General features: G+C 48.1%; 30 protein-coding genes. 28 read left to right on the forward strand and 2 right to left on the reverse strand.

Annotation, left to right across the window (positions count from 1 at the left end; all coding sequences use genetic code 11):
* Positions 1 to 8: 8 nt before the first annotated feature.
* Positions 9 to 446, forward strand: coding sequence for a hypothetical protein (locus tag ACJJI4_RS01295; protein WP_444926782.1), 438 nt, complete (start codon positions 9 to 11; stop codon positions 444 to 446).
* Between the two features lie 28 nt (positions 447 to 474).
* Here ACJJI4_RS01295 and ACJJI4_RS01300 read toward each other — a convergent pair whose 3' ends face one another.
* A complete protein-coding gene (locus ACJJI4_RS01300) occupies positions 475 to 1,416 on the reverse strand; it encodes an IS110 family RNA-guided transposase (RefSeq protein WP_444926783.1) in 942 nt (313 codons plus the stop codon).
* A 314-nt stretch (positions 1,417 to 1,730) separates the two neighbouring features.
* Here ACJJI4_RS01300 and ACJJI4_RS01305 point away from each other — a divergent pair, with 314 nt between their 5' ends.
* The 18 genes from ACJJI4_RS01305 to ACJJI4_RS01390 all read left to right on the forward strand — a co-directional run bounded on the left by ACJJI4_RS01305 (position 1,731) and on the right by ACJJI4_RS01390 (position 19,674).
* A complete protein-coding gene (locus tag ACJJI4_RS01305; protein ID WP_444926784.1) occupies positions 1,731 to 2,150 on the forward strand; it encodes a hypothetical protein in 420 nt (139 codons plus the stop codon).
* A 123-nt stretch (positions 2,151 to 2,273) separates the two neighbouring features.
* The gene (gene gpU / locus ACJJI4_RS01310) at positions 2,274 to 2,681 is read left to right on the forward strand and encodes a phage tail terminator protein (protein WP_444926785.1); all 408 of its coding nucleotides are present in this window, start codon (positions 2,274 to 2,276) and stop codon (positions 2,679 to 2,681) included.
* A 26-nt stretch (positions 2,682 to 2,707) separates the two neighbouring features.
* Positions 2,708 to 3,121 (forward strand): phage tail tube protein, encoded by a 414-nt coding sequence (locus ACJJI4_RS01315; protein WP_444926786.1) that lies wholly within the window; start codon positions 2,708 to 2,710, stop codon positions 3,119 to 3,121.
* Between the two features lie 2 nt (positions 3,122 to 3,123).
* Positions 3,124 to 3,549: a phage minor tail protein domain-containing protein gene (locus ACJJI4_RS01320; protein ID WP_444926787.1), complete on the forward strand. Its 426-nt coding sequence runs from the start codon at positions 3,124 to 3,126 to the stop codon at positions 3,547 to 3,549.
* The gene (locus tag ACJJI4_RS01325) at positions 3,549 to 3,815 is read left to right on the forward strand and encodes a hypothetical protein (protein WP_444926788.1); all 267 of its coding nucleotides are present in this window, start codon (positions 3,549 to 3,551) and stop codon (positions 3,813 to 3,815) included. The genes ACJJI4_RS01320 and ACJJI4_RS01325 overlap by 1 nt, the downstream gene beginning before the upstream one ends.
* Positions 3,816 to 3,818: 3 nt before the next feature.
* Positions 3,819 to 6,452, forward strand: a complete 2,634-nt coding sequence (locus tag ACJJI4_RS01330; RefSeq protein ID WP_444926789.1) for a hypothetical protein — start codon at positions 3,819 to 3,821, stop codon at positions 6,450 to 6,452.
* Positions 6,453 to 6,463: 11 nt separating this feature from the next.
* Positions 6,464 to 6,859: a hypothetical protein gene (locus tag ACJJI4_RS01335; RefSeq protein ID WP_444926790.1), complete on the forward strand. Its 396-nt coding sequence runs from the start codon at positions 6,464 to 6,466 to the stop codon at positions 6,857 to 6,859.
* A 2-nt stretch (positions 6,860 to 6,861) separates the two neighbouring features.
* Positions 6,862 to 13,401, forward strand: a complete 6,540-nt coding sequence (locus ACJJI4_RS01340; protein ID WP_444926791.1) for a hypothetical protein — start codon at positions 6,862 to 6,864, stop codon at positions 13,399 to 13,401.
* 15 nt (positions 13,402 to 13,416) lie between these two features.
* Positions 13,417 to 13,800: a hypothetical protein gene (locus ACJJI4_RS01345; protein WP_444926792.1), complete on the forward strand. Its 384-nt coding sequence runs from the start codon at positions 13,417 to 13,419 to the stop codon at positions 13,798 to 13,800.
* Between the two features lie 218 nt (positions 13,801 to 14,018).
* Entirely contained in the window at positions 14,019 to 14,501 is a 483-nt protein-coding gene (locus tag ACJJI4_RS01350; protein WP_444928204.1) for a DUF5615 family PIN-like protein, read from the forward strand.
* Between the two features lie 107 nt (positions 14,502 to 14,608).
* Positions 14,609 to 14,926: a hypothetical protein gene (locus tag ACJJI4_RS01355; protein ID WP_444926793.1), complete on the forward strand. Its 318-nt coding sequence runs from the start codon at positions 14,609 to 14,611 to the stop codon at positions 14,924 to 14,926.
* Between the two features lie 108 nt (positions 14,927 to 15,034).
* Positions 15,035 to 15,481: a hypothetical protein gene (locus ACJJI4_RS01360; protein ID WP_444926794.1), complete on the forward strand. Its 447-nt coding sequence runs from the start codon at positions 15,035 to 15,037 to the stop codon at positions 15,479 to 15,481.
* Between the two features lie 8 nt (positions 15,482 to 15,489).
* Positions 15,490 to 15,633 (forward strand): IS3 family transposase, encoded by a 144-nt coding sequence (locus tag ACJJI4_RS01365; RefSeq protein ID WP_444928205.1) that lies wholly within the window; start codon positions 15,490 to 15,492, stop codon positions 15,631 to 15,633.
* Between the two features lie 70 nt (positions 15,634 to 15,703).
* Complete coding sequence (locus tag ACJJI4_RS01370) at positions 15,704 to 16,129, forward strand: DUF8479 domain-containing protein (protein ID WP_444926795.1); 426 nt, start codon at positions 15,704 to 15,706, stop codon at positions 16,127 to 16,129.
* 181 nt (positions 16,130 to 16,310) lie between these two features.
* On the forward strand, positions 16,311 to 16,661 hold the full coding sequence (locus tag ACJJI4_RS01375) for a hypothetical protein (protein ID WP_444926796.1): 351 nt from the start codon (positions 16,311 to 16,313) through the stop codon (positions 16,659 to 16,661).
* A 142-nt stretch (positions 16,662 to 16,803) separates the two neighbouring features.
* Positions 16,804 to 17,190, forward strand: coding sequence for a hypothetical protein (locus tag ACJJI4_RS01380; protein ID WP_444926797.1), 387 nt, complete (start codon positions 16,804 to 16,806; stop codon positions 17,188 to 17,190).
* A gap of 91 nt (positions 17,191 to 17,281) precedes the next feature.
* Positions 17,282 to 17,596 carry a hypothetical protein gene (locus tag ACJJI4_RS01385; RefSeq protein ID WP_444926798.1) on the forward strand — a complete coding sequence of 105 codons (315 nt, stop codon included), beginning with the start codon at positions 17,282 to 17,284 and terminating at the stop codon, positions 17,594 to 17,596.
* 704 nt (positions 17,597 to 18,300) lie between these two features.
* Positions 18,301 to 19,674 (forward strand): DUF6161 domain-containing protein, encoded by a 1,374-nt coding sequence (locus ACJJI4_RS01390; protein WP_444926799.1) that lies wholly within the window; start codon positions 18,301 to 18,303, stop codon positions 19,672 to 19,674.
* Between the two features lie 101 nt (positions 19,675 to 19,775).
* Here the strand turns inward: ACJJI4_RS01390 and ACJJI4_RS01395 are convergent, their stop codons facing one another.
* Positions 19,776 to 20,621 (reverse strand): tyrosine-type recombinase/integrase, encoded by an 846-nt coding sequence (locus ACJJI4_RS01395; RefSeq protein ID WP_444926800.1) that lies wholly within the window; start codon positions 20,619 to 20,621, stop codon positions 19,776 to 19,778.
* On the opposite strand from ACJJI4_RS01395, the gene ACJJI4_RS01400 reads away from it, so the two are divergent.
* The 9 genes from ACJJI4_RS01400 (at position 20,616) to ACJJI4_RS01440 (ending at position 26,806) form a co-directional block, all read left to right on the forward strand.
* Positions 20,616 to 21,113: a hypothetical protein gene (locus ACJJI4_RS01400; RefSeq protein WP_444926801.1), complete on the forward strand. Its 498-nt coding sequence runs from the start codon at positions 20,616 to 20,618 to the stop codon at positions 21,111 to 21,113. The two genes, ACJJI4_RS01395 and ACJJI4_RS01400, sit on opposite strands and share 6 nt — an antisense overlap.
* The gene (locus tag ACJJI4_RS01405) at positions 21,110 to 21,790 is read left to right on the forward strand and encodes a phage major capsid protein (protein WP_507021923.1); all 681 of its coding nucleotides are present in this window, start codon (positions 21,110 to 21,112) and stop codon (positions 21,788 to 21,790) included. The genes ACJJI4_RS01400 and ACJJI4_RS01405 overlap by 4 nt, the downstream gene beginning before the upstream one ends.
* An 85-nt stretch (positions 21,791 to 21,875) precedes the next feature.
* On the forward strand, positions 21,876 to 22,247 hold the full coding sequence (locus tag ACJJI4_RS01410) for a capsid cement protein (RefSeq protein WP_444926802.1): 372 nt from the start codon (positions 21,876 to 21,878) through the stop codon (positions 22,245 to 22,247).
* A gap of 7 nt (positions 22,248 to 22,254) precedes the next feature.
* On the forward strand, positions 22,255 to 22,551 hold the full coding sequence (locus ACJJI4_RS01415) for a head-tail joining protein (protein WP_444926803.1): 297 nt from the start codon (positions 22,255 to 22,257) through the stop codon (positions 22,549 to 22,551).
* Positions 22,552 to 22,836: 285 nt separating this feature from the next.
* Entirely contained in the window at positions 22,837 to 23,187 is a 351-nt protein-coding gene (locus ACJJI4_RS01420) for a hypothetical protein (protein WP_444926804.1), read from the forward strand.
* 426 nt (positions 23,188 to 23,613) lie between these two features.
* Positions 23,614 to 23,955, forward strand: a complete 342-nt coding sequence (locus tag ACJJI4_RS01425; RefSeq protein WP_444926805.1) for a hypothetical protein — start codon at positions 23,614 to 23,616, stop codon at positions 23,953 to 23,955.
* A 77-nt stretch (positions 23,956 to 24,032) separates the two neighbouring features.
* A complete protein-coding gene (locus tag ACJJI4_RS01430) occupies positions 24,033 to 24,431 on the forward strand; it encodes a hypothetical protein (RefSeq protein WP_444926806.1) in 399 nt (132 codons plus the stop codon).
* A gap of 537 nt (positions 24,432 to 24,968) precedes the next feature.
* Positions 24,969 to 26,258 carry a group II intron reverse transcriptase/maturase gene (ltrA, locus tag ACJJI4_RS01435; protein WP_444926114.1) on the forward strand — a complete coding sequence of 430 codons (1,290 nt, stop codon included), beginning with the start codon at positions 24,969 to 24,971 and terminating at the stop codon, positions 26,256 to 26,258.
* Positions 26,259 to 26,389: 131 nt separating this feature from the next.
* On the forward strand, positions 26,390 to 26,806 hold the full coding sequence (locus ACJJI4_RS01440) for a hypothetical protein (RefSeq protein WP_444926807.1): 417 nt from the start codon (positions 26,390 to 26,392) through the stop codon (positions 26,804 to 26,806).
* Positions 26,807 to 26,861: the final 55 nt, after the last annotated feature.

Below are 26,861 nucleotides of genomic sequence, written 5' to 3' on the forward strand. Positions count from 1 at the left end.
TCAGGGATATGAAAAGAGTAACGTGGATTGATCCTAGGGATAAACCGGGCCTGCTCCATGCAGTTATGGAACAATGCGCAGGAGCCTCCCTTATTTCATTTGAGGGCTCATTGGAGCATTTGTCATTTTATAAATGGCCGAATGCTTCCTATGAAGAAACGCCAGTGCTTAAACGACAAACTATATCCCCAAAACTAGATTTCGTGATTCTCCCCTTAGATGAAGAAAGTTCCAAAGGCATGTGGAAAGAGCTAGCAGAAAAGGATCATCTGGTTAGAGAAGGCATCATTCATGTGCAGATAACTATAGAGGGAGAGCTAGTATTTGGTGGTTATGATAATTTCGATAAAGAGTGCACTGTTGCATATAAAGGCTTGAGCGAAGGTTTTCTCCAAGACCTTAAAGAGCGAGGCACAATTCGTGGGTATGAACACAAATACTCATAACAAGTGACTATGGTTGTTCGTCAAGTTATTAAGCCATACTTTCATCCCAGTAGGTGTTATTTTTCACCATCGTATTCAGTATCGTAATCTGCTTTCTCATGCAGGCAATCAGAGCGACCTTTTTAGGTTTGCCAGCGTCGACTAATCGCTTGTACATCGGCTTTAGTTTGGGATGATGCTGTATGGCCGACATGATGGAAACAAACAAAACCGTTCGTACACGATGCCTTCCACCCCGAATATATCTCTTTCCTTGGAAGCTGCCGCTATCACGGTTCATCGGGGCGATACCGACAAGTGCAGCGATTTCTTTACGGTTCAATTTTCCTAACTCGGGAAGTTCACTCATCAACGTATAAGCCAATACATTTCCGACCCCTTTAGCACTCAACAATAAGTCGCGCCTTTGCCGCCACTCAGACACACTGTTAACCAGTTTATCTAGTTGCTTGTCGATACCTTGTAGCTCTTTCATGATAGTGTTTAGAATGGTCCGTATGGGTTTGTGTACTGATTTCGGCATTCTCTGAAGCCGATTCTTTTGCATTGTGCTCATCTCTAAACACTGACTTCTTACCGCCAGTAAGTCACTGATCTCCCTAAGTTTTTCTGGTTTTAGTGCCGACAGCCTTGGCTTCATGGCCTCACCAAAATGTGCAATATCCATTGCATCTAGCTTGTCGGTTTTGGCGAGACGCCCTGCGGATTTAGCGAAGCTTCTTATCTGAGAAGGATTGCAAACAACAATAGGTAATCCTGCTTTGTCGGCGGCGCAAACAAACTCTAACTCGAGTCTTCCCGTAGACTCTATTAATACTCTTTGAGGTTTAAGAGGTTGAAGTTGTTTAATGGCATCCTTAATGCCACTTTTATCATTGGCAACACTAAAAAACTGGCCAGTAGGTCTCACATAAATATCGAGTTGTTTACTGCTGGTATCGATACCGACATTGATCTCTTGAGGTTCCATAAGATAAGCTATCTCCGCCTTGCTATTCGGGCTCGAGGCCCACATGACTATCCGAGTTATGCCTAGTGAGTGCTTATCACGTTCATACTTGTTATCGGTCTTTTACGAACCAGCCAAGCAGCGAACTGTGATAAATAAGGCCTTCGGTGGCCGCCGAAGGTGGGTCTCAATTTACCCGTTAACGAAAAGGATTTTCAACATCAGAATCAGACAAGAGCAATCATACAAGTACAAGCAGGTTGCTGCGGGCCTTTTGGCCCTTCGCGGGACAGCCTACGCTACGCTCCGGCCGCCCCTGTTGTAGTCGTTAAATTATGAAGCCAAAATTCGCATTTATCGCTAGCATTTTTATGCTTTCTGGCTGTGTGACCACAGTAACCTGGGATGGATTTACTCCCTCAAAGAGCTACCAAATTACTTTTAAAGATCAAGATGTAAATCCTGTTCCCGGAGTAAGTGCTAGTTGCAACGGAAATGGAGTATGGCCAAGTGAGAAAATTGCCCAGGAAATAAATGAAGCCTACGAAAAATCCGACCCAACTGGATTGCTAAAGTTATCGCATAGTGGGTACGAGATGGGTGGGACCTATAAAGAATTCGGGCCACTCACCTGGGGTGGCAATGAGCACTGGAAGGTATATTGCACATTCATACATCGCGGTTCAATTATCGAGTCCGGAGAGTTGGCCAAGTTCAATCAGCCAGTAGAGGTCAAGGTGCCAAAACTAATTTAACAAAGCAATGCAGCCGATGTCTTAGTTTGTGTGCTTTTTTGACGCGCTATTTAAACTGTAAATGAATACCCAAACCCGCACCAGCGGGTTTTTTTATGCCCAAAATTCCTGGAACACTACCCAATGACCCAACGCATAACAATCCGCGATGTCGTACAAAGCAAGCTGCAAACCCTATCCGGCTACACATTTCCACCTCCTGGTACTACAGAAGAAATTGATTCCAAAAAACTGCCAGCAATTGTGGTGGGCTTTGCAACTGAGAACACCGAACACGAAATGCATGGCGGTACCGAGCGACAACTGGATCTGACGATTGCTGCGGTAGTGAAAACTAGCGGCGATGTGTATGCCGCGTTAGACCAGGCAGCGGCCGATATTGAAAGCGTACTGCAAGATGACTCTCTTGAGGGCACCTGTGACTTATTCCTGCTGAACCAAACGCAATTTGCCCTGGATCAAGATCACCCTCTGGGCGAAGTGCGTCTTACTTACGGCGCCCAGTATTCCACTGAGCCCACAGACTTTTAACGAAACAACCCAATGAGGTTATGACTATGGCACAAGGTTACAAAACCAAGTTTTATCGCAGTGATGATGGCAGCTCCTATTCCCCGGTGGCTGGCATGTTGGATCTTGAACCCGGTGAAGAGTCCCGCGGTTCTGTCGACATGACCCCGATGGATGGCACCAGCGGCTATATGGACTACGACCCCTCCGGCTTGCGCGATGCCGGTGAGGTTTCCATTACTTTGATCTGGAAAGAGACCGACAGCGGCCAGCAGGCACTGCGTGCAGATTACGACTCCGATACCAATAAGCATTACAAGGTTGAATACCCAGAAGGTACCACCGTGGAATTCACCGGCCATATTACCGGCTGGGGTAAGGCGGTACCCAAGGATGACAAGATCACCCGCACCGTGAAGTTTAAGATTTCCGGTAAACCCTCCGTAACCGCAGGTAGCTAACCATGAGCTTTGTTCCTGCGCCTATTTTAGAATCTGAAACCGTGTCTTTCGGTCAGCAAGAAGTCGAGCTTTTTGAGCTGAGTGCTTACCACCGCTGTGAGTATCTACAAAAAACCACTGACGATATTCCACTGCCCCAAGATGAAGAGTTACCGGAAACTCAGCTGGAGACCTTTGGCCAGCTTTGGGCTTTTCGTATGGGGGAGGTGAGTAAGAAACTGCTGCTGGTTGCCTATGCCATCTGGATGAAGCCGGACTGTCAGGATTCACTGGAAGATATTCATCAGCGGCTGATTCGCGGTGTTACGCCTAAATTGATCGATGTGCTCTATATCCCTGCGGCTAAGCTATCCGGGCTGTTTGTCGATGTCCAAACTGAAGAGGCGGATAGCGAAACAGAAAGCGAGGAAACCGAAAAAAAAGGCTAGTGCCGGGTTTCTACTTTGCCCGGCAGCTCGCGCGGGATTTTAATCGTCCCGATTATTTCAATATGTTGCGCTCCATGAGTTCTACCGAGTTGGACCACTGGTATGAATTCCACGCCGAGCGGCCCTTACAGACCGAAGTCCAGCAGTGGCAACTCGCCCATATCGCTGCCGGCACCCTGGGAGGCAAAGTCTCTCAATACCTACCTCAAGCGCACAAACCCAAAACCGTGCAACAGCAAATCGCAATCTGGAACTCCATGAGTTGAGCAATGGCAAAACAAACTTCCATGGCCACGATGGTGGCCAACCTGGAGCTGCGCTCCACGCAATATAAGCGGGAGATGGACCAAGCTACTGCACGCAATAAAAAGCTAACCCGAGAACTGAAGTCCACCAGTGCAGCGGGTGATATGTTCGGCCGCTCCATGCGAGGGGCTGCACAGGGTGTCGCTGCCATTGATGGGCCTTTGGGCGGTATTTCCGGTCGAGTCGGTGCTCTCAATGGTTTGCTGGCCAGTGGTGCCACGAGTTGGGCCCTTTTTGGGGCGGGTGTGGCCGGTGTTGTCGCTACGTTTTATCAGAGTATCCGCGCCGGCGAAGAAATGGAGCGGGGCCAGCTTAAGATTGAGGGCTTGCTCAGGGCTACGGGTAATGCCAGTGGCCGCACAGCACAGCAGTTGGATGAGCAGGCGAGGTCTGTTGCCCGCGCAACCTTGGCCAGTATTTCCGGCATTCGCGATGCGCAGGGCGTGCTGCTGACATTCAAGTCAGTGCAGGCCGATGTTTTTGATAATGCCATTGTGCTGTCGCAAGACCTTGCCGCGGTGATGGGGGGCGATGCCAAGAGTGCGGCACTGCAATTGGGTAAGGCGTTGGAAGATCCCGCAACAGGATTAACTGCGCTCAAGCGTTCCGGTGTTTCGTTCACTGAGGTGGAAAAAGAACAGATCAGAACCATGCAGGAAAGCGGCCGCGTAGCTGAGGCGCAACGCTATATTCTCGCCAAGCTGGCCCAGCAGGTGGGCGGTGCCGGCTCCGCTGAGGCCGGTGGGTTGACGGGCGCAGTGGATTCACTCGCTCAATCTTGGCAGGAATTTCTTGAGGAGTTCAGCCGAACTTCAGGCTCCACCGGTGTAGCTACGCGCGCTATACAAGGCCTCACAGGGGTGCTCGATAATTCCCATGAATTAGCCGAGGGATTGGGAACCGCGTTCACAGCGCTGACTGTATTAATGGCCGGCCGCTTTGCGGGCGCAATTGGCCCCCGCGTGGCACAGCTGGCGCTGCTGAATGCGGAAACGTACAAGGCTACCGTCCAGACCAATGCGTTTGGGCAGGTGGTCGGCCGCACGACTATTGCGACGCGCACAGCGACGATGGCCGCTGCAGGACTTAAGTCTGCATTTGCTTTTCTCGGCGGGCCGGTTGGAGTGATCACAGTGGCGGTGGCCTCTTTGGTTGCCTGGAACGCATCGCAACCCACCGCAGAAGCGCATGCCGAAACGCTGACAGGCAAGATCAATGAGCTTACTAGTAGCTGGAAAAAGCTGACTGATGCACAACGTATCAACCGCGAGCAAAAAGTCTTGGTTGAGCGAGATGGTCTGCAAAAAGAAATTAATAAGCTCATTAAACAACGGGACCTGTTGCGGGATGGCGGCACCAAAGAGGGCTCGCGGTTTGGTTATCAGGTTGCACTCGGAAACGACGATTCTCGGGTGCGTGAACTGAACGACCAGATTGATACCCTCAATCAAGCCTTGAAAGAGGCTGATGCCGGCTTGGCAAATCTTGGAAAGTCGAATAAAGCGCGGCTTCGGGAGGAGGCGGAAGCAGAGTTCAAGGCGGCATTGGAGCGGGAAGCAAGTGAGCGTTCGGCTGCGATGGCAAGGCTTCAGGCCGAGCAAGAGTCTGGAGCCGAGCAGCTTTCCCAGCTTGATGAGTTTCTGGCCGACCGGCGCGGCAAGATTCAACTCGACCATGAACAGCGACTGCAGCAAATAGCCACGTTGCAGATTGCAGAGGAAGAGCTTACCAAGCGCGGTTTTGAATCCATTGAGGCACTGCGCACTGAATATGCGGAGCGTGAGAAAGAGCGTTACCAAATGGCTCTGGCCGAGGAGCAGGCGCGCACAGCCAATGGTGAAGGCGAAGGGGGTCAAGTCGGTGAGGATGGCCTTACTGAAGCTGAGCGCCAGCGCATGCTCGCCCGTTTGGAGACATTGCAGCTCTCCTGGCTTACCGAAATAGAGCAGCTGCAAGTCCAGCAGGATGAAGAGATGGCCCTGTTGGATCAGGCCTTTGCTAGCAAATTAATTGCGCACGATACCTATGAGCGCAATCTCACCCTTTTAGAAGAAAAGCACCGTAAACAGCGCGAGAAGCTCGAACAGGCCTCCAACAAGAGCAAGCTTCAGTTGTTTGTTTCCGGAGCCAGCCAAGTGCTATCTGCAGCGGCAGCTTATAACGAAAAATCGGCGAAAGCAGAGATGGCAATGGCCGTTTTCTCTACCGGAGTTTCCCTGGCAAAAAATATTGGCAAAGCCTCAGAAATTGGCTACCCGCAAAATATTCCCATGATTGCCGGTGCTATCGGCCAAGGCATTGAAATAGCCGGGATGTTGTCCTCTTTGCAGGCCCCCAGCGGTGTTTCAGGTAGCGCTACAGCACCCAGTATCAGCACAACGGGTTCGGCGGTAGAGAGCCCCGGTGTTTCTGGTATTGATGAGGTAGTCGAAGGGGAAGCGCAACAGCCAGCCTCACAAGTGATTTTCCAGTTTATGGGAGATGTGGTTGGCGATAGCGGTGAACGTTTTATCGAAGAAATTAAAACCAAGATGAGTGAGGGAGAACTGGTGCTGTTCGATAAGAACAGTCGCCAAGCTCTAGAGCTTACTGGATAAAGGAGTAGCTCATGCTGATTCAATACACTCCAACTCGCTCACTAGTCGGTGATGGTAGTGACTTCCAGATTGAAGCGAAGCTGAAGCGCTATGACAGCAGTGACCGACTTGAAGGCAAAGAACATAAAGCACTCAGTGGGCAAAGCGAATACACGGTCTATCGCATTGAAGAGGAATATGTTTGCCAGACGGTACCGCTAAAACTCACCTACACAGATTTGGCCCGTTGGCGGGAATTTAAAAGAAGCTGTGCCTTCGGTGAGTTTTTTACCTTCGATGCCTATGGCACTGCCGCTACCGCCGATTTCCCCCAGCAAGTGCAACTCAAATTTAAATCCTTTAAAGAAAAGCGGCAGAAGGATGGTCGCTTTATTTTCTCGTTTACCACAGTCCAAGTGATTGCTTAATTATGCGCAACAACTCCGAAACCTTTGATGTATACAACCAAGCGCCGCAGCGGCAATTACGGTTAGTGATTGAGATCGACTATGACCTGCCGCTCTATATCAGTAGTCATACGGATATTCCTGGGCTGCCAGCCAATGTGATTCTCGGCACCTTAAAAAAGTGCAGTGCAACTAGCCAGAAAATTATCCCTGAGCAAGGGTTGGCAGAAATAGGGGCCATCTCATTTGAGGTTGTGGATATCGCCGCTCAGTTATCCTATGTGTTGCGCGATGAGCTGGAGCAGGGGCGCGGTATAAAGGGGCGCACCGTTCGTCTTTATCAAGGTTTTGCCGGCCTCGACTGGGAGGATTTCCGGTTAGAGCAGACCCAGATTGCAGAGGAATCTATTTCTTATGCGAGCGGTATCTATCGTGTGCGCTGTCGAGATATTCAGCGGGCAATGCGCAGTGATATTTTTGTATTAAATAGCACGCGACTGTCTGCGGATTTTTTAAAGTCGGCAGACACTTTGCCGGTCTATGATGCGAGTGAGTTCGAGCCCAACCCGCACACTGCCGCCTATGGTGATGCGTGGAACCAATCGGTGTACTACCTGAAAATTAAATATCAGGACGGCTTTGAAATTGTTCGCGCTACCGGTAAAACCGATAGCAGTTTTACCGGCTGCACGCGGGGCTTGTTCGGTACCCATGACCGCGATCATATCCTGCCAGAAGATAGTGATGATGAAAGCGGCATTGAAGTTGAGGAGTATATTTACCTGGAAGGGCCTGGCCCCCAGCTGGCCTACGCACTCCTCACAGGGAATATTTTGGGTACCAATGATGCACTGCCCAGCAATTGGCATCTAGGGATAGATCCTAACTATGTGGTCCTCGATCAATTCGAAAATATCGGCTCAGATTGGTACAAACCCAGCGACCACAGCAAAGGTAAAATTCTGCGTTTTGATGGCCTCGAAAAAACGGATGGCAAGAAGTTTATCGAGACCGAAATTAACCTGCTATTGGGCGCGTTTATGCCGGTTAATGCTGCCGGCCAGTTGGGGTTTCGTCGCATGGCGGGCGTGCTTGCCGACTCTGGCAGTGTATCGACTATCAGCCCTGACGATGTAACTAACCTGGGTGAGCTGAAATACAATTTAGCAGGTATACGTAATGTATTTTCCGTTGAATGGAGTTGGTTTGAACAGCCCGGATTTGACGGCAAGTATCTGCGTACAAACCACGTACTTGATGCTGATTCAATCGCTGTACACGGTGAGGCCAAGCAGCATACATTGGCATTTAGAGGGCTCCATAATTCACGCCACACCTACACCACCATCAAAAATACATTCGATGCACTGCGCGATAGATGTGCGGGGCCGCCGCTAAGCCTGCGACTGGGGCTGCTGCCAAGTAAGAATGACCTAGAAGTAGGGGATATAGTGCGAGTGAGTTTACCGCAGCTGCGTGATCACTCGATTCGTGGTGATAGGCCCTACGATTTTAATTTCGCCAGTGATGCGGAGGGCTGGACACCTCGTGACGGTATCACCGCATCCAGCGTGAGCAATGGGGTATTGTCGGTTAATGTCCTTGGGGAGAATCCCTGGATTAGCCGCAGTTTCTCCCCCACTTTTCCGGGTGCAGATCTGCCCTATCTGAAATTGCGCATTCGTCGCACCAGTGATGAGCCGATCGCTGTAGGCACCGGCAGTAAACTGTTTTTCAAACACACCGGGAGCAGCAGTTATTTTTCGGCGGGCGCGAATGAAATGCTCGATCTTATCGAGCGGATGAACAATACCAAAGACGAATGGCAGGACCTTGTATTAGACCTCACTCAAGAGAGCGACTGGACCGGCGGTGATATCGAGCTAATCCGTATCGATATTGGCCATGACCACACTGCAGACTATAGCTATGAGCTGGATTACATCCGGCTAGTCCCCACTTTAGGCTTGGATGAGTACAGCCTGGATCGTGCTATGGAGGTTCAGAGAGTCAGCATTAATCAGGTGACGGGTGCGGTCAGTGTTGATCTGTTCGGAAGCTTCCAACCTGCCGGCATGATTGCCGATCAAGCGGAAAGCACCAGCGCCGAATTGCCAGACGCGTGGTATCAAAGCGAAGGCACGGCAATGACCGCCGCCGGCCTCGCGATTGATGCAGACGGTTTCCTCACCGCAGATGGCACACTTGCCGGCAACGCCGACAGCCGCGCAATCTATTACCACACCGGAGACCTCACAATACCTGCAGGCAGCACGCTATCAGTAAGCAACAATGTTGAGTTGCGTGTGCGTGGAGTGCTGCAAATTGACGGTGAACTCAAAGGCCTCCCAAGCAATAGCGGCGTAGGCTTTTTGGGGTCCTGCTATGGCGGTGCCGGCCAGCTAAAAGATGCTCAAACGGTAGTGAGTCGGGGAACAGCTAGGGGGACCTTGGGGCAAACGGTTATTGGCCGCAATGCAGTTATGCCTCCCCTCGATATTGAGAATAATGGCGGAGACCTTCAAGGCATTCCCGATGATCTGCGAGGCTCGGGTGGCGCACGCGGTGGTCACTCTTCTTTCTATGCCTGGGATGGGAGTTACGAGCCCAGCGGCCGCGGTGGTGTAGGTGGCGACGGGGGTGCCGGACTCGTTGTGATTGCGCGAGGTATCGCCATTGGAGTCAGTGGCAGAGTAGAAAACTCTGGGGAGGATGGTAGCCCCGGCAGCACCGGTGAGGAAAATTTGATAGCGGTCCCCGGAGGTAGCGGTGGCGGTGGTGCGCCCGGTGGTATTGTTTTGTTAGTCGACGGCACCTCAAATCCCATGCCGGTCTTAAGCAATAACAAAATAACCGCCTGTTACGGTGACAGCCCTACTAGTCCGGGTAATGCCGGTCAGGGAAGTATTTGCTTGGGGACTAACGCCGTGCGCCTGCTGTTTGTTCCCAAGTCTCGCTCCCCTTATCCAGACCATGAAGATCCTGCACTGGACCCAGATTTACAGGCTACCCTGGATGCGGCAGAGCGCGCCCAGGCCGATGCCACTGCAGCCCTGGAAGATCTCGACGATATTGCCGCAGATGGCAAGCTGCACCCATCGGAAAAGCTCCAAGTTATACGGGAGCATTTGCAACTCACAGAAGAGCAGGCCGGCATCAATTCCGAGGCCGATAAATATGGGGTTGTGCTGGAGCGAGGTGACTACGATAGCGCGTTGGCAGTACTCGACAGTTATTTACAGGGGCTCAGCCCCGACTGGGATGATTCAAGTCAGGCTACGCCGATCAGCCGCACTATTTGGAATGCCAACTGGACTGCGGTGTATAGCGCGCGCCAGGAATTGCTGAATCGGATTGCCGGGGTTGCCCGCGAAGCCAGTCAAGGGGCACGTTTTCTCTATGGGAAGGATTTAAGAAGCAGCCCAGAGGACTGGCCGCAAAATAGTGATTATGACGGCAGCAATAAATATACATTTTCTGCAGTCAATAATGAGACCGGTAGCGGCTACTTGCATGTGCTGCTGTTCGATGCAGAGGGCGTAGAGCTGGCATTTAATGGCAGTAGCCTGGGTTCGGTGGTTGGACCCAATAACGCGCTGCGCTGGTATGGTTTCCCGGTGGACATTGTTGCGGGAGACAATGAGGTCGCTGTTTGGGCAGCAAATAGTGATGGTGGTAGCGTCCGCGCTGTTGTGGTCACCCAGGGCGGCTTGGGTGATCCAGAAACCATGCTGGATGCGCTGGCGGCAAGAGAGCAGGCCGACAGTGCTCAGACAGCGGCCGAGGATGCCCAGAGCGATGCGACGGCAGCACTTGCTGATCTGGGTAATATTGCTGCAGACGGCAAGCTCCACCCTTCAGAAAAGGTGCAGGTGAACCGGGAATACAATGACCTTATCAGCCAGCAAGCGGGCATTGAATCGCAGGCCAATGAGCTAGGTATTTCTACGGAAAAAACCAACTATAGCAACGCAATTTCTGCGCTGACCAGCTACCTACAGGGCTTAAGTCCGACCTGGAATGCCACCAATAGCACTACCAATATTGTTCGCAGTACCTGGAATGGAAAATGGCAGGACGTCTACTCCTATCGCCAAGTGCTTCTGAATGCTATTTCTGCCTTTTTAAAGTCGCGTGCGGACAACGCGCAGAGTGCTGCGGAGACTGCGGATAGTAAAGCGGTGGCGGCCCAGAATGCCGTTTATAGTGCGCAGACTGATGCCACGGCGGCTTTGCAGGATCTTGATGATATTGCCGCAGATGGCAAGCTGCATCCTACTGAGAAAAAACAGGCGGTATTGGAGTACCAGAGCTTTCTCGACGAGCAAAATGGCATCGCCGCAAATGCGAGCCAATACAGCGAGCTGGATACTCTGCGCTCTGACTATACCGCGGCCATCACAGCGCTGACCAATTATTTGCTAGGCCTGACCCCCGCCTGGAGTGACACCAGTCAGGTGACACCCATTAGTCGCAGCATCTGGAATACCAACTGGGCATATGTTTACGAAAAGCGCCAGACGCTTCTGCTCGCAATTAACGACTCGGCAAGCAGTCGCGCAACTTGGGACGGCATTAGCGGCCCTGATAAACCGGAAGCCAATGCGACCAAAAATATTGTCGGCTATAACGAATCCACGGGGGAATTTACCAATAACGGCATATTGCTGGGCTCAATGCAGAGTGCCCGCCGGGCAGAGCTGCGGGCATTGCAAGCCTCGGCTTCAGTTTTTATTGACGCATTTACCGATACACTGGCTACAGCTGACTGGCCAATTGTCGCCGGCAATAGTGAAGACAATATCTATTACGTAAAAACTGGCTATGCCGGTGCCCAAGTTGGAGGCAAAGTATTGCGAATCGGCGGCAACGATAGTGGTACTTATGCGGACGACGGTGAGGCTTGGATTGAATTCAAGGAGCGCTTTCCGTTTGATCCCGACGAGCTCTACCGTATTAAAGCGCGCGTCTGGGTAGGCAATGAGGGGGATACCGATAGAAAATTGTATGTTGGGGTCAGTGGATTTCGTGATGATGGAACCCGGTGCAATACATCGGGCAATGACGAGTACAGCAGCCAGCACTACGTGGCTTGTTCGGGAGTTGCCGCGGCGGGAGATGGTTGGCAGGAATACACGGGATACTTCCAAGGCAATGCCAGCGCCAACGCAGAAATTAATCCAACTGGAGAAAACACTATTGCGCAGCCGGCAAAATTGCAGGCGGATGTGCGCTACTTTTCCCCGTATGTCGTTGCCAATTATGGCGGCGATAAAGTAGGGCGCACACAGCTGGATTACGTCCGCATTGATAAGGTGGAGCCCACGGGCAATGGTCTTTATCTAAAGGTCAATACCAATGCAGGACTCGGAGATAATGCCAGCCCAGGAGAGGCGCAACTGTGCGGATTTGATGCCCATGGCAACCCGGGTGGCAATCTGCCGGGTTGGTTTTTGTGGGGTGATCAGCGGATATCGATTGCCCCTGTTTCACTGAATCCGAGCCTTTCCGGACAATTTTATATCGTCACCGATACGGATGGCGCCTGGGGCGAAAATAATTCAGCAATGCCGGTAAGTATTGAGCGCGGGCAGTACCGATATCACTATTTTGACGGATCTATTGCGAAACACACATATTTCACCCCGACAGAGAAAATGCTAATTATTGGCGAGATTTATCTATCCGGAAATGAAGTCATAGCTGGCGGTGGTATTTACCAAAACCCGCGCCCGTTAATTGGTTTCGCCCAGTATATGAGCGGCCTCAATGAAAATGGCCAAATAGCGGATCAGCGCAGCCTGCAGCAAAATATCGGCAGCATTGCCAGCCTGCCAACCAGCAATACGGTGTTGTCTGCTTCTGATGATGGCTCTACAGCAAAAATCACTATTGCTGCGTATTCGGTGCAGTATGCAGGGTTTACCGTTAGCTATAACAGTGGATCAATTACCGGACTTTCTTTTTCCACCACTTACTACGTGTATGTAGATGATCTCGATTATGCCGGCGGCGGGGTGACTTACTACGTAACCCAACAAGTTTGGCAATTATCGGCGGCTCCAGGGCGCCGCGCCGTAGGAACAATCAAGACGCCTGCCAATGGGGGAGGCACAACAATACCGACAGATCCTTGGTGCGTTGCTGAAGGTTCATGGCTACGCGAAGACTTGCTTGTTGATGATTGCGAGCCTGGAGATCTTATCGACTGCTGGGAAACCGGAGATGGGCATATTCACCAAGCGCCCATTGTTCGAGTCGAAAAAGAGCCACGCGTGCTTTGTGTGCTGCTTACGATGAGCTGCGGAGCGCAGGTTATATGCAGTAGGGAAACCCCCGTTACCGACAGAGAGGGCCGCGTGTATTGGGCTCAGGACTGTCAGGGTGTTGAGCTGGGGGTTTTACACAAGGACGAGCCTTTAACTTGGGAGATTGTTGAGCGAGTGGAATGTGCAGGGTTGCGTACCGTTCACAAGCTGTCTGTTGGTGGCAAGAGTTACGCTGCAGGCCTTGACCCTCAGCACCGAGTTATTACGCATAACGGCGTCTACAAGTCTGACTAATAAAGGGGATAGATAATGCCTAGTTTTACACCGACCACTGTACCGGACCTAGCGGCCTGGCAGTTTGCTTACACCATCGATGACGGTCACAGTGCCGGTACGATTGTACGGGCTGCAATTACGCAAAAGACCGAGCCCGCAAGCGCTGAAGCGCAAGCGGTAGCTGTACTCAAGTGCGTTATTGCCGTGATTGACGACCAGAACAGCGTGCAGACCGATGCTGCCGGCGATCCGATGGATATGGTTTACGTGACCACGAAAACACTCACCACCGATGCAGGGCAGTCAGTCAATGTGGTTGACGAGGCAGCGGGCCTGGTTTCTGATTGTATTGGTGAAGTGGCGAATCGCTTAGCGGTGCATAGTTCTATTGCGGCGATGGCGATTCCGAGCGGTTGATACTAGTCGTTGCTTTCAGTACTGGAGTGGGCGTGCGGCCGGTGCGAAGGCCCGAATTATAGAGCCATGGCTTACATCTGCAGAAAGTTTCCCCCCTAACTTATTGATTTAATTGCAGGTAAAATGTGTTCAAGAGCGAGAGGTGGAACCTGGTGGCTTGAGCCGATGGCTGACCATCTCTGGCTGTTATTTAATCGGAAATTTATAACTTACTGTAAATAAAGGCTTTTTTACATGGCTTAAAGGGGCTACTTCAGAAAAAGCCCAAGTATTTCGTTGATGAAAACATGGGGCACGGCATCACAGAAATCATCAGGTCGTGGAAAGAAAGTGCAAAGGATGTCTGGGACGCAGGTTTGGATGGCCAACCTGATGAGAATATTTGGCAGTACTGTGTGAAAAAGAAAAAAATCATACTTACACACGATGATGATTTTCTTAATCATAGAAAATATCCACTAACGAGTTGCTACGGAGTTGTTGTATTTCCTAAGGCTGAGGGCGGCGAACTATCGCTGGTTGGCTATCTGCGTCACTTCATTGGTTTTATGTCAGCCGGAGCAGGCTCTATCTGGCAAACTAAGCTAGTTGTTCGTGAAAACTCCCACTGGGAGTTCACAACAATTAGCGAACTAGGAAATCCAGAAAAAACCATTTATGACGTCACGAACACTAATAGCACATACATGCTTAACAAGTAGCTCAAGCGGGACATATTCTCCGTTGCTTCAATGTGTGGTTAAATACCACACATTAAAACAACTACAAATACGCCCCTTAGCAAGGCGTTATGTTTAGGGATCGCTCTTTGAAAATTGATACAGGTTGCCCCAATTGTGGTGGTGTAGCAATAAAGGAAAGTGAGCGTGGTGACGATCCAGTTATCTACAAATGTCCAGTATGTAATAGCGTTCTATTGCCTGATATAAAGAAAAGTGAATTTCGTCGCTACTTTGGCTGGATTGCGCTAATAATGCTGGGATTGGCCTTTGCTCTCGGTAAATTATTTCCCACTCTTTCGCTAGGTTTTTTTGTTACTCTTATGCTTTTAAGTTTAGTCGGTACAGGATACGAAGTTTTAGAATTCTCAAAAATCGTAAAGCTAAAATGTGTAGTAAAAACATAACAAGGTGATGATGTTCGTTCCGCCCCTATGGGGCCCCACCGGACGTCCTACGCTTCGCGCCGTCCGCCGCATATCATGGCGTTGGGCGCATACAGAAAGAATCGAGGAATGAATATTTACGCATTTACAATAGGGATAGCAATCGTTGCTTACATCATAATTCGTTTTAAAAAAACCAGACTCGAAAGAACAAAATGGGCTTATCCAGTATTACTTGCCACATTCCCTTGTTACTATTTTGCATTTGCTATCTACGCGAAAGACACGCAAGCACTAGGTCTTGAGATACTAACGGGTCTTGCTTTCTTTTTAATTGCATTTTTTTCGTATAAATCCAGCAAGAAAGCATCTGCACTTTTAGTTGGGTTAGGGTGCATAATTCACGGATTTTATGATGTTTATCATGACCTGCTTTTTATTAACTCTGGCACTCCTGAGTGGTGGCTAGAATTTTGTGGCTCAATTGACTTTATTCTTGGTGTTTATTTAATTTACTACGCAATTAAAGCGCCTAACAAATCAATCAACTACGCGCCTTCGGCGCCGGACAGCTAAAAGCCGAGCTGGTCTATGCCGTAACATTCGAAAGCGAAGAGCAAGCAAAATCTGAGGTGTTTGAATACATTGATATTTTCTACAATAGGGTTCGTAGGCACTCTGCATTGGGCTATGTAAGTCCAGCAGAGTATGAACGAAAATACGCATAGTTAGAGTGTCTACTTTTTGTGGGCAAGACCACCATAGAAGTTAGTGGATTAGAAGAAAATGGAAAATAAGATGAGCAAAAAGAATATAATCCTAGTAACCGCAGCTACCGCAATAGGTTCTGCCTTAGGGAGTTTTGCAGTCAAGGATCTGCTTAAAGAAAGTGTAGATCCGAATGATCAACTAAAAAAATTAGCCGAAGAGACAAATAAGCTGTTGCCGATGACCATAGATTCAGAAACGCGCCTAGACAGTACTGTCGGTTTAAATAACACATTCACATATATTTATACGCTAACCAATTACTCATTTGATGAAGTTGATGCATCTGCTCTAGAAGAGAATCTGTCTCCAAAAGTACTTAACAATTACTGTTCATCTTCGAATATGAAGCATTTTGTAGACAACGAAGTTACCGTAAATTTTAGATACCTTGGGAAAGCCGGTAAGCAAATTATCAATCTTTCTCATCAACCTTCAGATTGTAAAAATAGTTAACAAATAAAGGCACACGACAACAAAACTGCCGCTTCGTTCTGGTTTTGCTGCAGGTGCTTTAGACATTAAATGTAATACCTGAATCATGATACTAAACAACATTTTTAAATTAATTTTTATTTCTTTCTTCATCTTATTTTTTGGTGGTTGTGAAAACGATAGCACTTCAAAAAGTATAGATATGTCTGAAATCGAAGCTCTTAACAAGGGATACCCTAAATTATTTGATCTAGGCGATACCAAAGTATTTGTACATCGTCTGAAAGATAGTGATTCAGAGATTTTTGGGACTCCTATTGTAGTTTTAAGCACTATTGCTGAATTCAGCGACCCCAAAGCGGAGGAATGCGATACCATTGCCCAGCCAGGAAGCGTAAAAGAGGAGCTTTATTATTTTTGGAACAAATGTAATGCAATCCTTTACGGCTACGCTGGCCAAATAGTCCACAATGATGGCTACAAGGGTGCCCAGCCGCTTATAGTGCTACCACATAAAATCCAGGACGGAAAGTTGATAATTGAGAACATTTAACAAACAAAGCCACCCGAAACTGCGAGCAATTGCCTAGAAAAACAGGCCATTAAAGCGCCCGCAATTCTGGTGCTTTGAGCGTTAAGCACACAAGAATATGGCGTTCATAAAGTTTAAAAAGGCTTGGAAATATGATGATTCTATGTTGCAACTAGAATTAGCAGCCTCTAATGATCTCCTAGCTACAACACAAGATTTTTATATCTACCTAGATGACTTTTCTGTTTTCGCAAAGCAACTTGAAAATTTCTTTCCGAAGCTTGGCAAAGGTGAGGTTATACTGGAGTACGGTTCAGATGCATCAAATTACTACGCTTATCTTTTGTGCAAAGTAACTTACAAAAAACTCGGAGAACTAAACATAGAAATTCGTACCAATAACAACTTCGAAAATACAAACGAATCTGCGGCGATTGCACATTTCTTTTCCAGTATATCTAACCAAGAACTAAACAACCTTGGTAAAAATCTGGTAACTTGGGCGCAAAACATGGAGCAGCCTTTTTCTCATGAATGGCAAAGTACTTAACAAGCAGCAGTACAATCGCCCGCAAAAAGCGCGGGCTGGACGGCTTATGCTACGCTTCGGCCGCCCGTGTGCTGAGCGTTAAGAGCCATAATTGAAAGATCGAGTTATGGGTAATTTTATTAAAATAATGAATATATTTCATGCTAAGAAATCTGCATGGTTTCCATTTACATTTCTCTGCCCGAGACAAGGGAGTAGGTTTGGTGTTGTGCGCTTTATTGGTACGGTCATTCTAAATACTTCGTTCTTTGCTGCACTTTTGATATTTTTGTTGTATTCCAAATTTGGTGGTAGTGCTATGGATCATGTGGGGTTTACAATTATGTGGATATACGCCCTATTTGGTAGTTACTATTTAATTGTATGTTTTTGCTGGGATCAGGAACATGGTGTCAATAACTCTTAACAATCACAGGAACGCTGCTATGGCCCTTCGGGCCTCCGCGGGATAGCCTACGCTGCGCTTCGGCTGCTCGTGCTGTGGGCATTAGTTAGGCCCATACCTATCTGGGAAGGACAAGAGTTGTTGGTGGTGGGTGTAGTTAGAGCGTCGGTGCGGTATCATTGATGATAGTTAAGACCGTTAGATTGTAAAAAATCGGTTTTCTTTTACAAATCAGTAAGTTACATTTTTGTGTGCGGAAGACTGGCAGTGTTGAGGTCAGCGGTTCGATCCCGCTTAGCTCCACCAAATTTCCCTTGTCACTCAAGGGGTTGTAGAAGAAGAGAAATTGACTTCTACAAGGTGCACACAAGCTGCACATAAACCCGTACACAAATTTACGGGTATTGAAAAAGGGCCTTATCGGCCCTTTTTTTTCGCCTGAATTTCTCTCCCTCATAGTTTTCTTAGGTGGCCTGCTGGCCTTCCCGAATTAATGTTTAATTCTGGGCAGGTGAAGCTTCACCGCTTCGCGATCAGCCTTTCTCTAAAACTCGAGAAAATCTATTCATTATTTAAATGTGTACCATAGATCCAATTCGGAGGCCGATTATCATATGAGTTTTTCAGCTTAAAAAGGTTCTTATGGGTGTATGGGGCGAAGTGGTATAAATAAAGGGAGTTTTAATTAATTGCCGTGGTTTAGTGCAAAGGGAAAGTGATAGCCAATGAATGATGAAGCCTCCGAGATAGAAGCCAATAACACACAGAGCTCTGTGAAGAAAATCAAATTACCTTTGAGGGATGGTAATGAGCCGTACACATTTAATTCTGTTGAGCAGTTTGAAGTCTTTATTTCAGAGGAGAAAAATTGTTGGGAATGGCTTAATGGTGTCCCAGCTCAGTGGAGTATATTTTCTAAACATCTTAAGACTCATATCTTAGATGTTGTTTTGAGTATGTTGTCCAGCGTCGCTTCACATTGGAAAAACAAAGATATGACAGCTGTACATCAAAGTACAGCACGTCTTGAAGATTTACTTAATGTTATAGATTTTCCGTTTTCATGTCGAAAAAAAGGAAGAGCAATATTACATGAAAGAAAATATTCAAATATAGTCTCTATAAATATGCTGTACCTGAGTTGCGTCCCGAGTGATGGATTCCAGGGGCAAGAAATAAAAAAAGTTGTAGATCAATATCTATCGATAGCAAGTTTAAATAGAAATTCACATTTTTCTAAACTTTACAAGGCATTTGTAGACTCAGAGCCTTTCCGATTAAAGGCAAATAGGATACTAAATAGAATTGAGCTTTTTGGGGTTGATCGTGAAATTGAAAAAGTTTCTGGGGAGTTAACAAAGGTTTGTAATGAAGTATCGAGCATTAAAGAGCTCTGTGAGGAGTCATCATCAGAATTTGAAAGCTGGAAAAGCGATGAAAAAAAAGAATATATAAAATGGGTAGGCGAGACAAAGCGGGACTTAAATGTACTGGCTAGAAAGATCCTACGGAAATTCGTAACTCTAAAAACTACATATATTAGAAGATCAAGTAAAGTTCTTTCTATAGCTGAGAAAGAAGTTTCGAGCGCAAAGGATGTGTATCTATCACAGGTGGAGCTTAATGCGGCTGTAACCTACTGGGAAAATAAAAAAAGTACACATAATAATTCAAGAAAAATATGGCTTGGTTTTCTTATTACTTTGCTCGTTATAACTTCAATATCACCTTTTTTGATAATGAAGTATCTTCCTGTTAAGGAGTTGGCTGATGATAAGCTTCTGTTGAATGTATTAAATCCAGCAACACTTATCACTACGGTGTTGGTGATATCTATACTTAGTTTCTCTATACGTTTATGTTCAAAGCAATTCTCTACTCAGCAACATCTTTATTTAGAGGCTGAAGAAAGGAAAACTATGCTTAAAACATACTTAGCACTTATGAATGAGGGTAAGCTTGTGGAGCAGGAAGATCGAAAGTTGGCTCTTGATGCTCTCTTTAGGCCAGCACAAACGGGAATGGTTACGGAAAGTGGTAATATTGTACCATCGGATTCTGTAGTTAAAATTATTGAGCGTCAGTCAGGTAAAACATGATGAGATTTTGTGGGGGAATTTAATAGGTATTGTTGTTCGCTAGATAAGACTGCAAGTGACGAAAATAAAAGGGTGTGGGGGCGCGCAAGCCCCTTCTTAATTCAAAACTCTCTCCCAATAGCCTGCTCATCCAAATAAATACTAATCTCCTCATAATCAATACCATGTCCAGCTTGATAAGACTGCGTAACCCGCTCATCAGTATGCGCCATCAATTGTTGCACCGACTTAACGTCATACCCCATTCGCTTGAACCGGTCTGAGGCTAGGCTGCGTACTTCATGGAAACTGGGTGGAGTTTGGCTTTTGGGTAGGCCGATATAGAGTCCGGTAGCGTTGCGGACTTCAGTGAACATATCGCTAAGTCGGTCTGGGCTTACCTGGCAAACATGCTCTTTAGTTTTTCCGGTCCGCCGTTGCTTAGGTGTGTGGCTCAGTATGTAGGGGCAGCAGTAATTTCTTAGGCTGAGTTCCCTAGCGCGGTTAATAAGTTTGCCAAGTTGTTGGTGCGTTTTTAAATTAAAACTTAAATGGCTGGCGGCGAGGCTATCCTTTTGTGCTTCAGATTTATTAATTGTCTTGCGCAGATGGTCACCTTGCAGGTGTTTCTCAAAGTTCAGCTCGCAAATATCGGCGCGGCACATTGTAGTTAGCATACTGATGCCCATGGCAACCTGTAGCGCTTCATAGCCTAACTCCCCGGCCTTTTCATAGATGCTCCAGTAAGCTTCCAGGGTTAGGCGTTGACGTTTCTTTGTAGACTTTCCTTTTTCCAGCAGGCGCGGTCGGTCATCGGCTGTGGTGAAGGGGTGGCTTTCTAGTTTGCATAATCCCTCGGCCATTAGGTAATTAAAGAATTTATTAAACTCAGCGCGGCGTGCATGCTGTTGGTGATAGGTGAGGGATTCCCACCATTTGCGCAGGTCAGTTAATTTGGCTTTATGCATGGGGATCGCTTCGAAGTCTCCGCCAAAGATAAACTGCTCACAGCCCTGGGCAATCAAACCCCAACCCCAGTGCAAAGCTACAGCGTAGTTGTGCAGGAAGGTGAGGGTATTAAACGCCTCAAGGCTGATGTTGAAAATGCCATTGCCGTGCGTGCCCTCGGTGAAAAACGCACAGAGGGTAATGAACTCAGTGGTTACACCATGATGGAGATTGCCCGTATTCTGATGCAGGCCCATGGGCAAAGCTTGTCCGGCCTGGATCGGATGGGTGTGGTCGCCGTAGAGTTTACCCATAGCTCTGGTGGCTTCGCGACTGTCCTCGGTAATATTGCCAATAAATCCATGCTGAAAGGCTGTGAGGAAGCGCAAGAGATCTTCCCGGCTTTACCAGCGTCGGCAACCTCAGTGACTTTAAACTCACAACCCGCACGGACCTGGGCAGCTTCCCCTCACTTCGCCGAGTGGCTCCGGGGGCAGAATTTAAATACGTGAGCATCGGAGAGCTTGCCGAGACAGCAGTATTGGCCACTTACGGTGAGCTCTTCTCCATCACCCACCAAGCCATCATTAACGATGACCTCGGCGCATTTACCCGTATCCCACAGAAGATGAGCCTGGCTGCTGTGCGCACGGTGGGGGATCTGGTATTTAGCATTCTGCTTAACAACCCGAGAATGGCAGATGAAAAAGCCCTATTTCTTGCGGATCGCAAAAACTTAGCCAGTACTGCAACTATCAATACTGCCAGTATTGATGCCGCTCGAGTTTTGATGGGAACGCAAAAGGATGGCGACGCAGTTCTTAATATTCGGCCCAAGTTCCTGATCTGTGATATTGCCGATGAGGGGGCTGCAAAAGTCGCGCTTGAATCCGAGTTCGAAGTAGGCGCATCCACCAAAAACAACACCACGCCGAACAGCGTACGCAATATTGCTGAAGTGCTCTCTGATGCCCGCCTCAGTGGTCACAACGGCTGGTACCTCAAAGCCGACCCGGTAGTGCATGACACTATCGAAGTGCTCTACTTAGATGGGCAGCAAGCCCCGGTGCTAGAAGAGCAAAAAGGCTGGAGTGTGGATGGGGTGGAATTCAAAGTCCGCCTGGATGCTGCAGCCAAAGCCTGGGATGCGAAAGGCATGGTGAAGACTCCAAAAACCAGCTCCAGCTAACCGCTAGCTCTAATGACGTTCATTGAAAAGGCCGCATCGCGCGGCCGTTTTACTTTCAGTTACAAACCCAATTGAGGGAAAGAGAATGGCTACTAATTTTGTACAAGACGGGCGTATGCTGGATTACACCAACAGTACCAGTGCGAAGATTACCTCTGGCCAGGTTGTGGCGGTTGGTGCGGTGCTGGGTGTGGCGATGGATGATATTGCCGTGGGTGAGTCTGGCGTGATTGGTATTGATGGTGTATTCACCGTGCCCAAGGTATCCGCCGCAGAGGTCAACCAAGGGGAAACTCTCACCTGGGTGGTTGCCTCCAAATCGTTTGATAACAACGCAGCCACCGCAGCCACTGGCGATATCACTGGAGCAACGGCCTTTGCCGCTGAGGATGCGGGTTCCAGTGCTACCAGCTTCGCGGTCAAATTTACCGGCGTACCGGGTACGGTTAAATCCTAGGTGAATCATGGATCTGGACCAGAGAGCCGCAGAGCGCGCGTTTCGCAAGTGGGGCAAAGCCGCTACCTATGATGATGGTAGCGGCGGTGAGCCTATTGATTGCCGCGTGATCTTTGAGCAAGAGATTGATGACTTCGATGATGAGGAGCGCGTGCGGGTACCGCGTGTTGAGTTGAGTCTGTTGGTGAGTGAGGTAGGTGCTTACAACTCAGAGGCGGTAATTACGCTTGGTGGTGTGGCATATTCAGTGCGCAAACGGCTGTCGGATGATGGGGTTGTTTGGCGGGTGTTGGTGGATGTGTAGCCTGAGTTGGTAGGTCAGCACAGGATTTATGATCATTGTGATTGTTATTTTTTTGAGTTGCTCAAACATACAGGAAAATGCTTTAAAATCATTGACTTAAAAGATCGGTTAAAAATGGGGATAGTGGTCAAATTGATCATTTTTCCAGATGGGGCGTTGGTGCCAGGTAAGCGTAGTCTATTGATTTAGTGGAAGAAGATGGCGTGTTGGCGTAAATTTGTATTAGAAATAGTAGTCAAGATAATAATGGTCATGATGACCACTATATAAATGTTAGTGTTCTCAATGAAAAAGATCGATTGGTATAAAACAGGTGAGGGATTCTCAATCTCTGGATCGTATTTTTCACCTATAACGATGGTTGCTCACATTGAACGCTTAAGAGGTGTAAAGGTCATCGCAAAGAAATCGTACTTTATTACAGATGACTTTGAAGCTTATTTAGAATATAAAGGTTGCAGATTCATTGTAGAGACCCCATTTGCTGAAATAGAAGTTTCTGTAATCGACAAAGATGCACCAAAGGAAGTAGTCAGAGAGGTATTAGAACATGCATCAAATTATAAATTGGTCAATCCTTTCATGTTTATCGTTGCAATGGTGCGATACTTCTTCCTTCCCTTCAATCCACACTAACAAGGCGCAGCATTCGCCCGCAAAGAGCGCGGGCTGGGACGCCCTACACTGCGCTTTGCTTCGTTTCGGCCGCCCATGTGCGCGGCGTTATTGTGGCAGTCGGTTTTATTGATTTTTCGCGGTAACTGAAGGTTTCGTGCCACTAAATAGCATCTGGTATTGAGCAATTTTACTGATTGCTATTCAGGCAGTTTCGCTCCAAGAGTGTTCGCTCGGGTGTTGTAAAAAAAGGCAGTCCGCTGCAATTTCGCGGATTGCCAGTAAGATAGGAATTGGTTAGGGAAAGTGCGGTATTCTTCCCTCGTAAATATTGGGCAGCGGCCAGCCATAACCAGGCTAGGCAAGCTCGCCCAACCCCTTCGGGGCTGAGCTGGACAGCCTACGCGTTGCTTCGGCTGCCCTTGCTAGCGGCGTTAAGTGTAAACCATGAACAAAATCATCATTCTTCTCTTTATCATGTTGGCAGCCGAGATATTTGTTTTCGCTGAGCTCAGCGAGTTGAGAAGAGACTATATTGCAAATGCTAACGATTCCACACAATATGCTATTGAATCTATCAGCAAGAAGACTGATAACAGCGGCAACATTGATCTTGAACTTGTAAGTAACATTATTAAAATAAGCGGGAATCCAGATTTGGCCCTAGCAGCACTTGACCCACTTATATACTCTAATTTGTTCCTTGTATTTGTGCTGTTTTCGACAATCAGTTTCTATGAATTTAGAGCACGGAAATCACTTAACAAGCAAAAGCAGGCGGAAGCATAAATGCGCCGCTGTTTTGGGCGTTAAAAGTCATGCGAGTAATAGCGATATTTGTAGCACTCCTTATCTCCGGATGTAGCATGTTCAAGCCATTTCAGGGTAGCGACACCGAAGCAAGAGAGGGTATTGTTGGCGACTGGAGTTGGCCTTACAACGGTATGCATTGGCAATTCGCCGCTGACGGCACATGTCGGTACATCGAATACGCCGAGTCAGGGCATTTCTACTTTGAAGACTCTTGCTCTTGGAAAGTTGACGGGTTGCACCTGCAGATAAGAATGGATACGGCTACATTTCCTAATCAAAACCTAGAAATCGGCATTGTCAGTGAGCATCAGCTCATCCTCAAATGGGGTAATACAGGTAAGGTTATGAAGCTCGTGCCAACCAAACTTTTAACAAGTCAAAGCAGCAACGCCATTACGTGGCTGGACACGCTAACGTGTGCCGCTGCTTTAGGCGTTAGTGCGTCAAGCTAAGCTTGATGCTTCTTGCAGGGTGGAAGTCCCTGTCGGGTAAGGCCTAACCAGCCACCTGTATCGAGTGTTGCGCGTAGGGCGGAACAGAAGGGAAAGAAAATATAATTATCTTTTTTTTTCAACTGTGAACAAACTATGTGAAGCGTACACAGAGAATTCTATAGGCCATAGGGATTATCGTGATCCTGAAGTGCTGGTATCGCTCCGATAATAAAGTGAGCTCCGATTGACGAGATGTGTAACGCCATCGAAGTCCAGGCAATGCAACCGTAATGGTAAGGTTGTTGCGGATCGGCGGGGTTATTAAGCCGTGGCATGTAGAAAGAGAAGTATTGAGAACTTGAGAGATCCGAGCAGGTTCCTGAAGGAGCAGGTAGAGACGTTAAGCCTAATGGCGAAACCAACGAAGACCACTCGGAAGTCGGATCAGCTCATAGTAGTCCGAGAGCGGGAAAGCCGCTTACATGGCGAAGGGGCTGACAGTAATATCGGTGTGCAACAGAAACATAGTCCGGACAAAGTAGGGCTGGAGACACTATGACAACCGCCTTGCACGCCATCGCATTTAAAGCACAGAGCCACCCCAGACACAGGTTTCAGAATTTATACGGACTGCTAAATTCCAACCTGCTGTATCAAAGCTGGGGCCAGCTCAATAAGCAGGCCCGCCCCGGTATCGACGGAGTAACTACCGAAGTTTACCGGCAAAGACTGCCGCAAAATATTCAATGCCTACATCAACGGCTGTGTGACAAACGCTACCGCACCCAGGCGATTAAGCGGGTATTGATTCCCAAAGGCAACGGCAAGCAGCGCCCACTGGGGCTGCCTACGGTGGAAGACAAACTGGTGCAGCAGAGCGTAGCGCAGCTACTGCAAAGTATCTGGGAGCAGGATTTTCTGCCCTTCAGCTACGGTTACCGTCCCAGGAAAAGCGCCCACCAAGCCGTACACAGTCTTGGCTTAAATCTGCAATTCAAAGGCTACGGCTACATCGTTGAAGCCGATATTAAAGGCTTCTTTGATCAGCTGGATCACGACTGGTTACTGCGGATGCTAGCCCTTCGTATCGACGACAAAGCCCTGCTGACACTGATTAAGCAGTGGCTGAAAGTACGCGTGCAAACTCCAGATGGTAAGTTCAGTAAAGCGGCAGCAGGCACCCCGCAAGGAGGTGTGGTCAGTCCGGTACTGGCGAACATCTATCTGCACTACGTCCTGGATTTGTGGTTCGAGAAGAAAGTTAAGCCGCGTATGCGTGGCAGAGCCATGCTAATCCGGTACGCCGATGATTATGTAGTGGCTTTCCAATTGAAAACGGATGCAGAGCGCTTTTACCGGGTACTACCGCAACGGCTGAACAAGTTTGGCCTGCAGTTAGCCCCCGAGAAAACGCACCTGAAGCGCTTTAGCCGCTTCCATCCGGGCCGAAAACGGCAGTTCCAGTTTCTGGGTTTTGAGTTCTACTGGAGCTTGGACGTCAACAAACGCCCCAGGCTCAGACGCCGGACTGCCGCACAGAAACAGAAGGGCGCAATGGAAGCGCTCTACCACTGGATCAAAGCCAAGCGCAGTGAGCGTCTGAGAGAATGGCTGCCCACACTGAAGCGCAAGCTACAGGGGTTCCAGAACTACTTCGGTCTACCAGGCAACAGTCGAAGCTTGTCCCGTTTGTACAGCTATGTTTTACACAGCATACACAAATGGCTCAACCGGCGGAGTCAGCGCAAGAGTTACAACTGGAATGGTCTAAAGGAAATGCTGGGATATTTTGGGCTAAAGCCACCGCGAGTATACAAACGCAGTATACTTGTGGACTGGTATTAGGGTTCGTGCTTTACACGAGCGAATATATTACTGAAGAGCCGGATGCGGTAGTTCCGCACGTCCGGATCTGCGTGGGGGCAGTTAGGGTAACCGGCTGTCCTACCACTACTGCAAAAAATTAAGGAGGGGACATGTTCCGTTTAACTTTGTTAATGATTGGGGTAATTTTTCTGTTAGGAGGGTGTGCAAATAATGTGCAGCCAGTTGACTTTAGTTCAGCTAATGAGGAAGATATTGTTTTTATCTCACCAGATAAGTCTGTAAACGTAGTTTCATTTTGGCCACAATTTTTCAGAATAAAAAATTCAAACGGTGAAACAATTTTTAAACATGGAGCGTTTGCACCTGAAGTCAGGGAATATAAATTATTGCCTGGAAAGTATACCGTTACGATAAAATGTTCTCGCATGTTAGATAATGTTTATGCGTTACCTAGCTTCGACGTTGAGTTTAAAAAAGGAGGGGATTATATCATGAAATGCGTTAAAACTGAGGGTGAGGGACTTTTTAGTAGAAATAATATTCACATCTCGTTGCGAGAAATCTGAGAGTTTGCATAACAAAGCGTTACAGGGGACTTCCAAAGCTATGCAACTATTTCAC

Source organism: Microbulbifer maximicatervae (SeqCode) (genome assembly GCF_052467305.1).

Coding starts and splice junctions, on each gene's coding strand:
- ACJJI4_RS01295 (WP_444926782.1), top strand. CDS start 9: ATGAAAAGAGTAACGTGGATTGATCCTAGGGATAAACCGGGCCTGCTC.
- ACJJI4_RS01300 (WP_444926783.1), bottom strand. CDS start 1,416: ATGGAACCTCAAGAGATCAATGTCGGTATCGATACCAGCAGTAAACAA.
- ACJJI4_RS01305 (WP_444926784.1), top strand. CDS start 1,731: ATGAAGCCAAAATTCGCATTTATCGCTAGCATTTTTATGCTTTCTGGC.
- gpU (WP_444926785.1), top strand. CDS start 2,274: ATGACCCAACGCATAACAATCCGCGATGTCGTACAAAGCAAGCTGCAA.
- ACJJI4_RS01315 (WP_444926786.1), top strand. CDS start 2,708: ATGGCACAAGGTTACAAAACCAAGTTTTATCGCAGTGATGATGGCAGC.
- ACJJI4_RS01320 (WP_444926787.1), top strand. CDS start 3,124: ATGAGCTTTGTTCCTGCGCCTATTTTAGAATCTGAAACCGTGTCTTTC.
- ACJJI4_RS01330 (WP_444926789.1), top strand. CDS start 3,819: ATGGCAAAACAAACTTCCATGGCCACGATGGTGGCCAACCTGGAGCTG.
- ACJJI4_RS01335 (WP_444926790.1), top strand. CDS start 6,464: ATGCTGATTCAATACACTCCAACTCGCTCACTAGTCGGTGATGGTAGT.
- ACJJI4_RS01340 (WP_444926791.1), top strand. CDS start 6,862: ATGCGCAACAACTCCGAAACCTTTGATGTATACAACCAAGCGCCGCAG.
- ACJJI4_RS01345 (WP_444926792.1), top strand. CDS start 13,417: ATGCCTAGTTTTACACCGACCACTGTACCGGACCTAGCGGCCTGGCAG.
- ACJJI4_RS01360 (WP_444926794.1), top strand. CDS start 15,035: ATGAATATTTACGCATTTACAATAGGGATAGCAATCGTTGCTTACATC.
- ACJJI4_RS01370 (WP_444926795.1), top strand. CDS start 15,704: ATGAGCAAAAAGAATATAATCCTAGTAACCGCAGCTACCGCAATAGGT.
- ACJJI4_RS01375 (WP_444926796.1), top strand. CDS start 16,311: ATGTCTGAAATCGAAGCTCTTAACAAGGGATACCCTAAATTATTTGAT.
- ACJJI4_RS01380 (WP_444926797.1), top strand. CDS start 16,804: ATGTTGCAACTAGAATTAGCAGCCTCTAATGATCTCCTAGCTACAACA.
- ACJJI4_RS01390 (WP_444926799.1), top strand. CDS start 18,301: ATGAATGATGAAGCCTCCGAGATAGAAGCCAATAACACACAGAGCTCT.
- ACJJI4_RS01400 (WP_444926801.1), top strand. CDS start 20,616: ATGCATGGGGATCGCTTCGAAGTCTCCGCCAAAGATAAACTGCTCACA.
- ACJJI4_RS01395 (WP_444926800.1), bottom strand. CDS start 20,621: ATGCATAAAGCCAAATTAACTGACCTGCGCAAATGGTGGGAATCCCTC.
- ACJJI4_RS01410 (WP_444926802.1), top strand. CDS start 21,876: ATGGCTACTAATTTTGTACAAGACGGGCGTATGCTGGATTACACCAAC.
- ACJJI4_RS01415 (WP_444926803.1), top strand. CDS start 22,255: ATGGATCTGGACCAGAGAGCCGCAGAGCGCGCGTTTCGCAAGTGGGGC.
- ACJJI4_RS01420 (WP_444926804.1), top strand. CDS start 22,837: ATGAAAAAGATCGATTGGTATAAAACAGGTGAGGGATTCTCAATCTCT.
- ACJJI4_RS01425 (WP_444926805.1), top strand. CDS start 23,614: ATGAACAAAATCATCATTCTTCTCTTTATCATGTTGGCAGCCGAGATA.
- ACJJI4_RS01430 (WP_444926806.1), top strand. CDS start 24,033: ATGTTCAAGCCATTTCAGGGTAGCGACACCGAAGCAAGAGAGGGTATT.
- ltrA (WP_444926114.1), top strand. CDS start 24,969: ATGACAACCGCCTTGCACGCCATCGCATTTAAAGCACAGAGCCACCCC.
- ACJJI4_RS01440 (WP_444926807.1), top strand. CDS start 26,390: ATGTTCCGTTTAACTTTGTTAATGATTGGGGTAATTTTTCTGTTAGGA.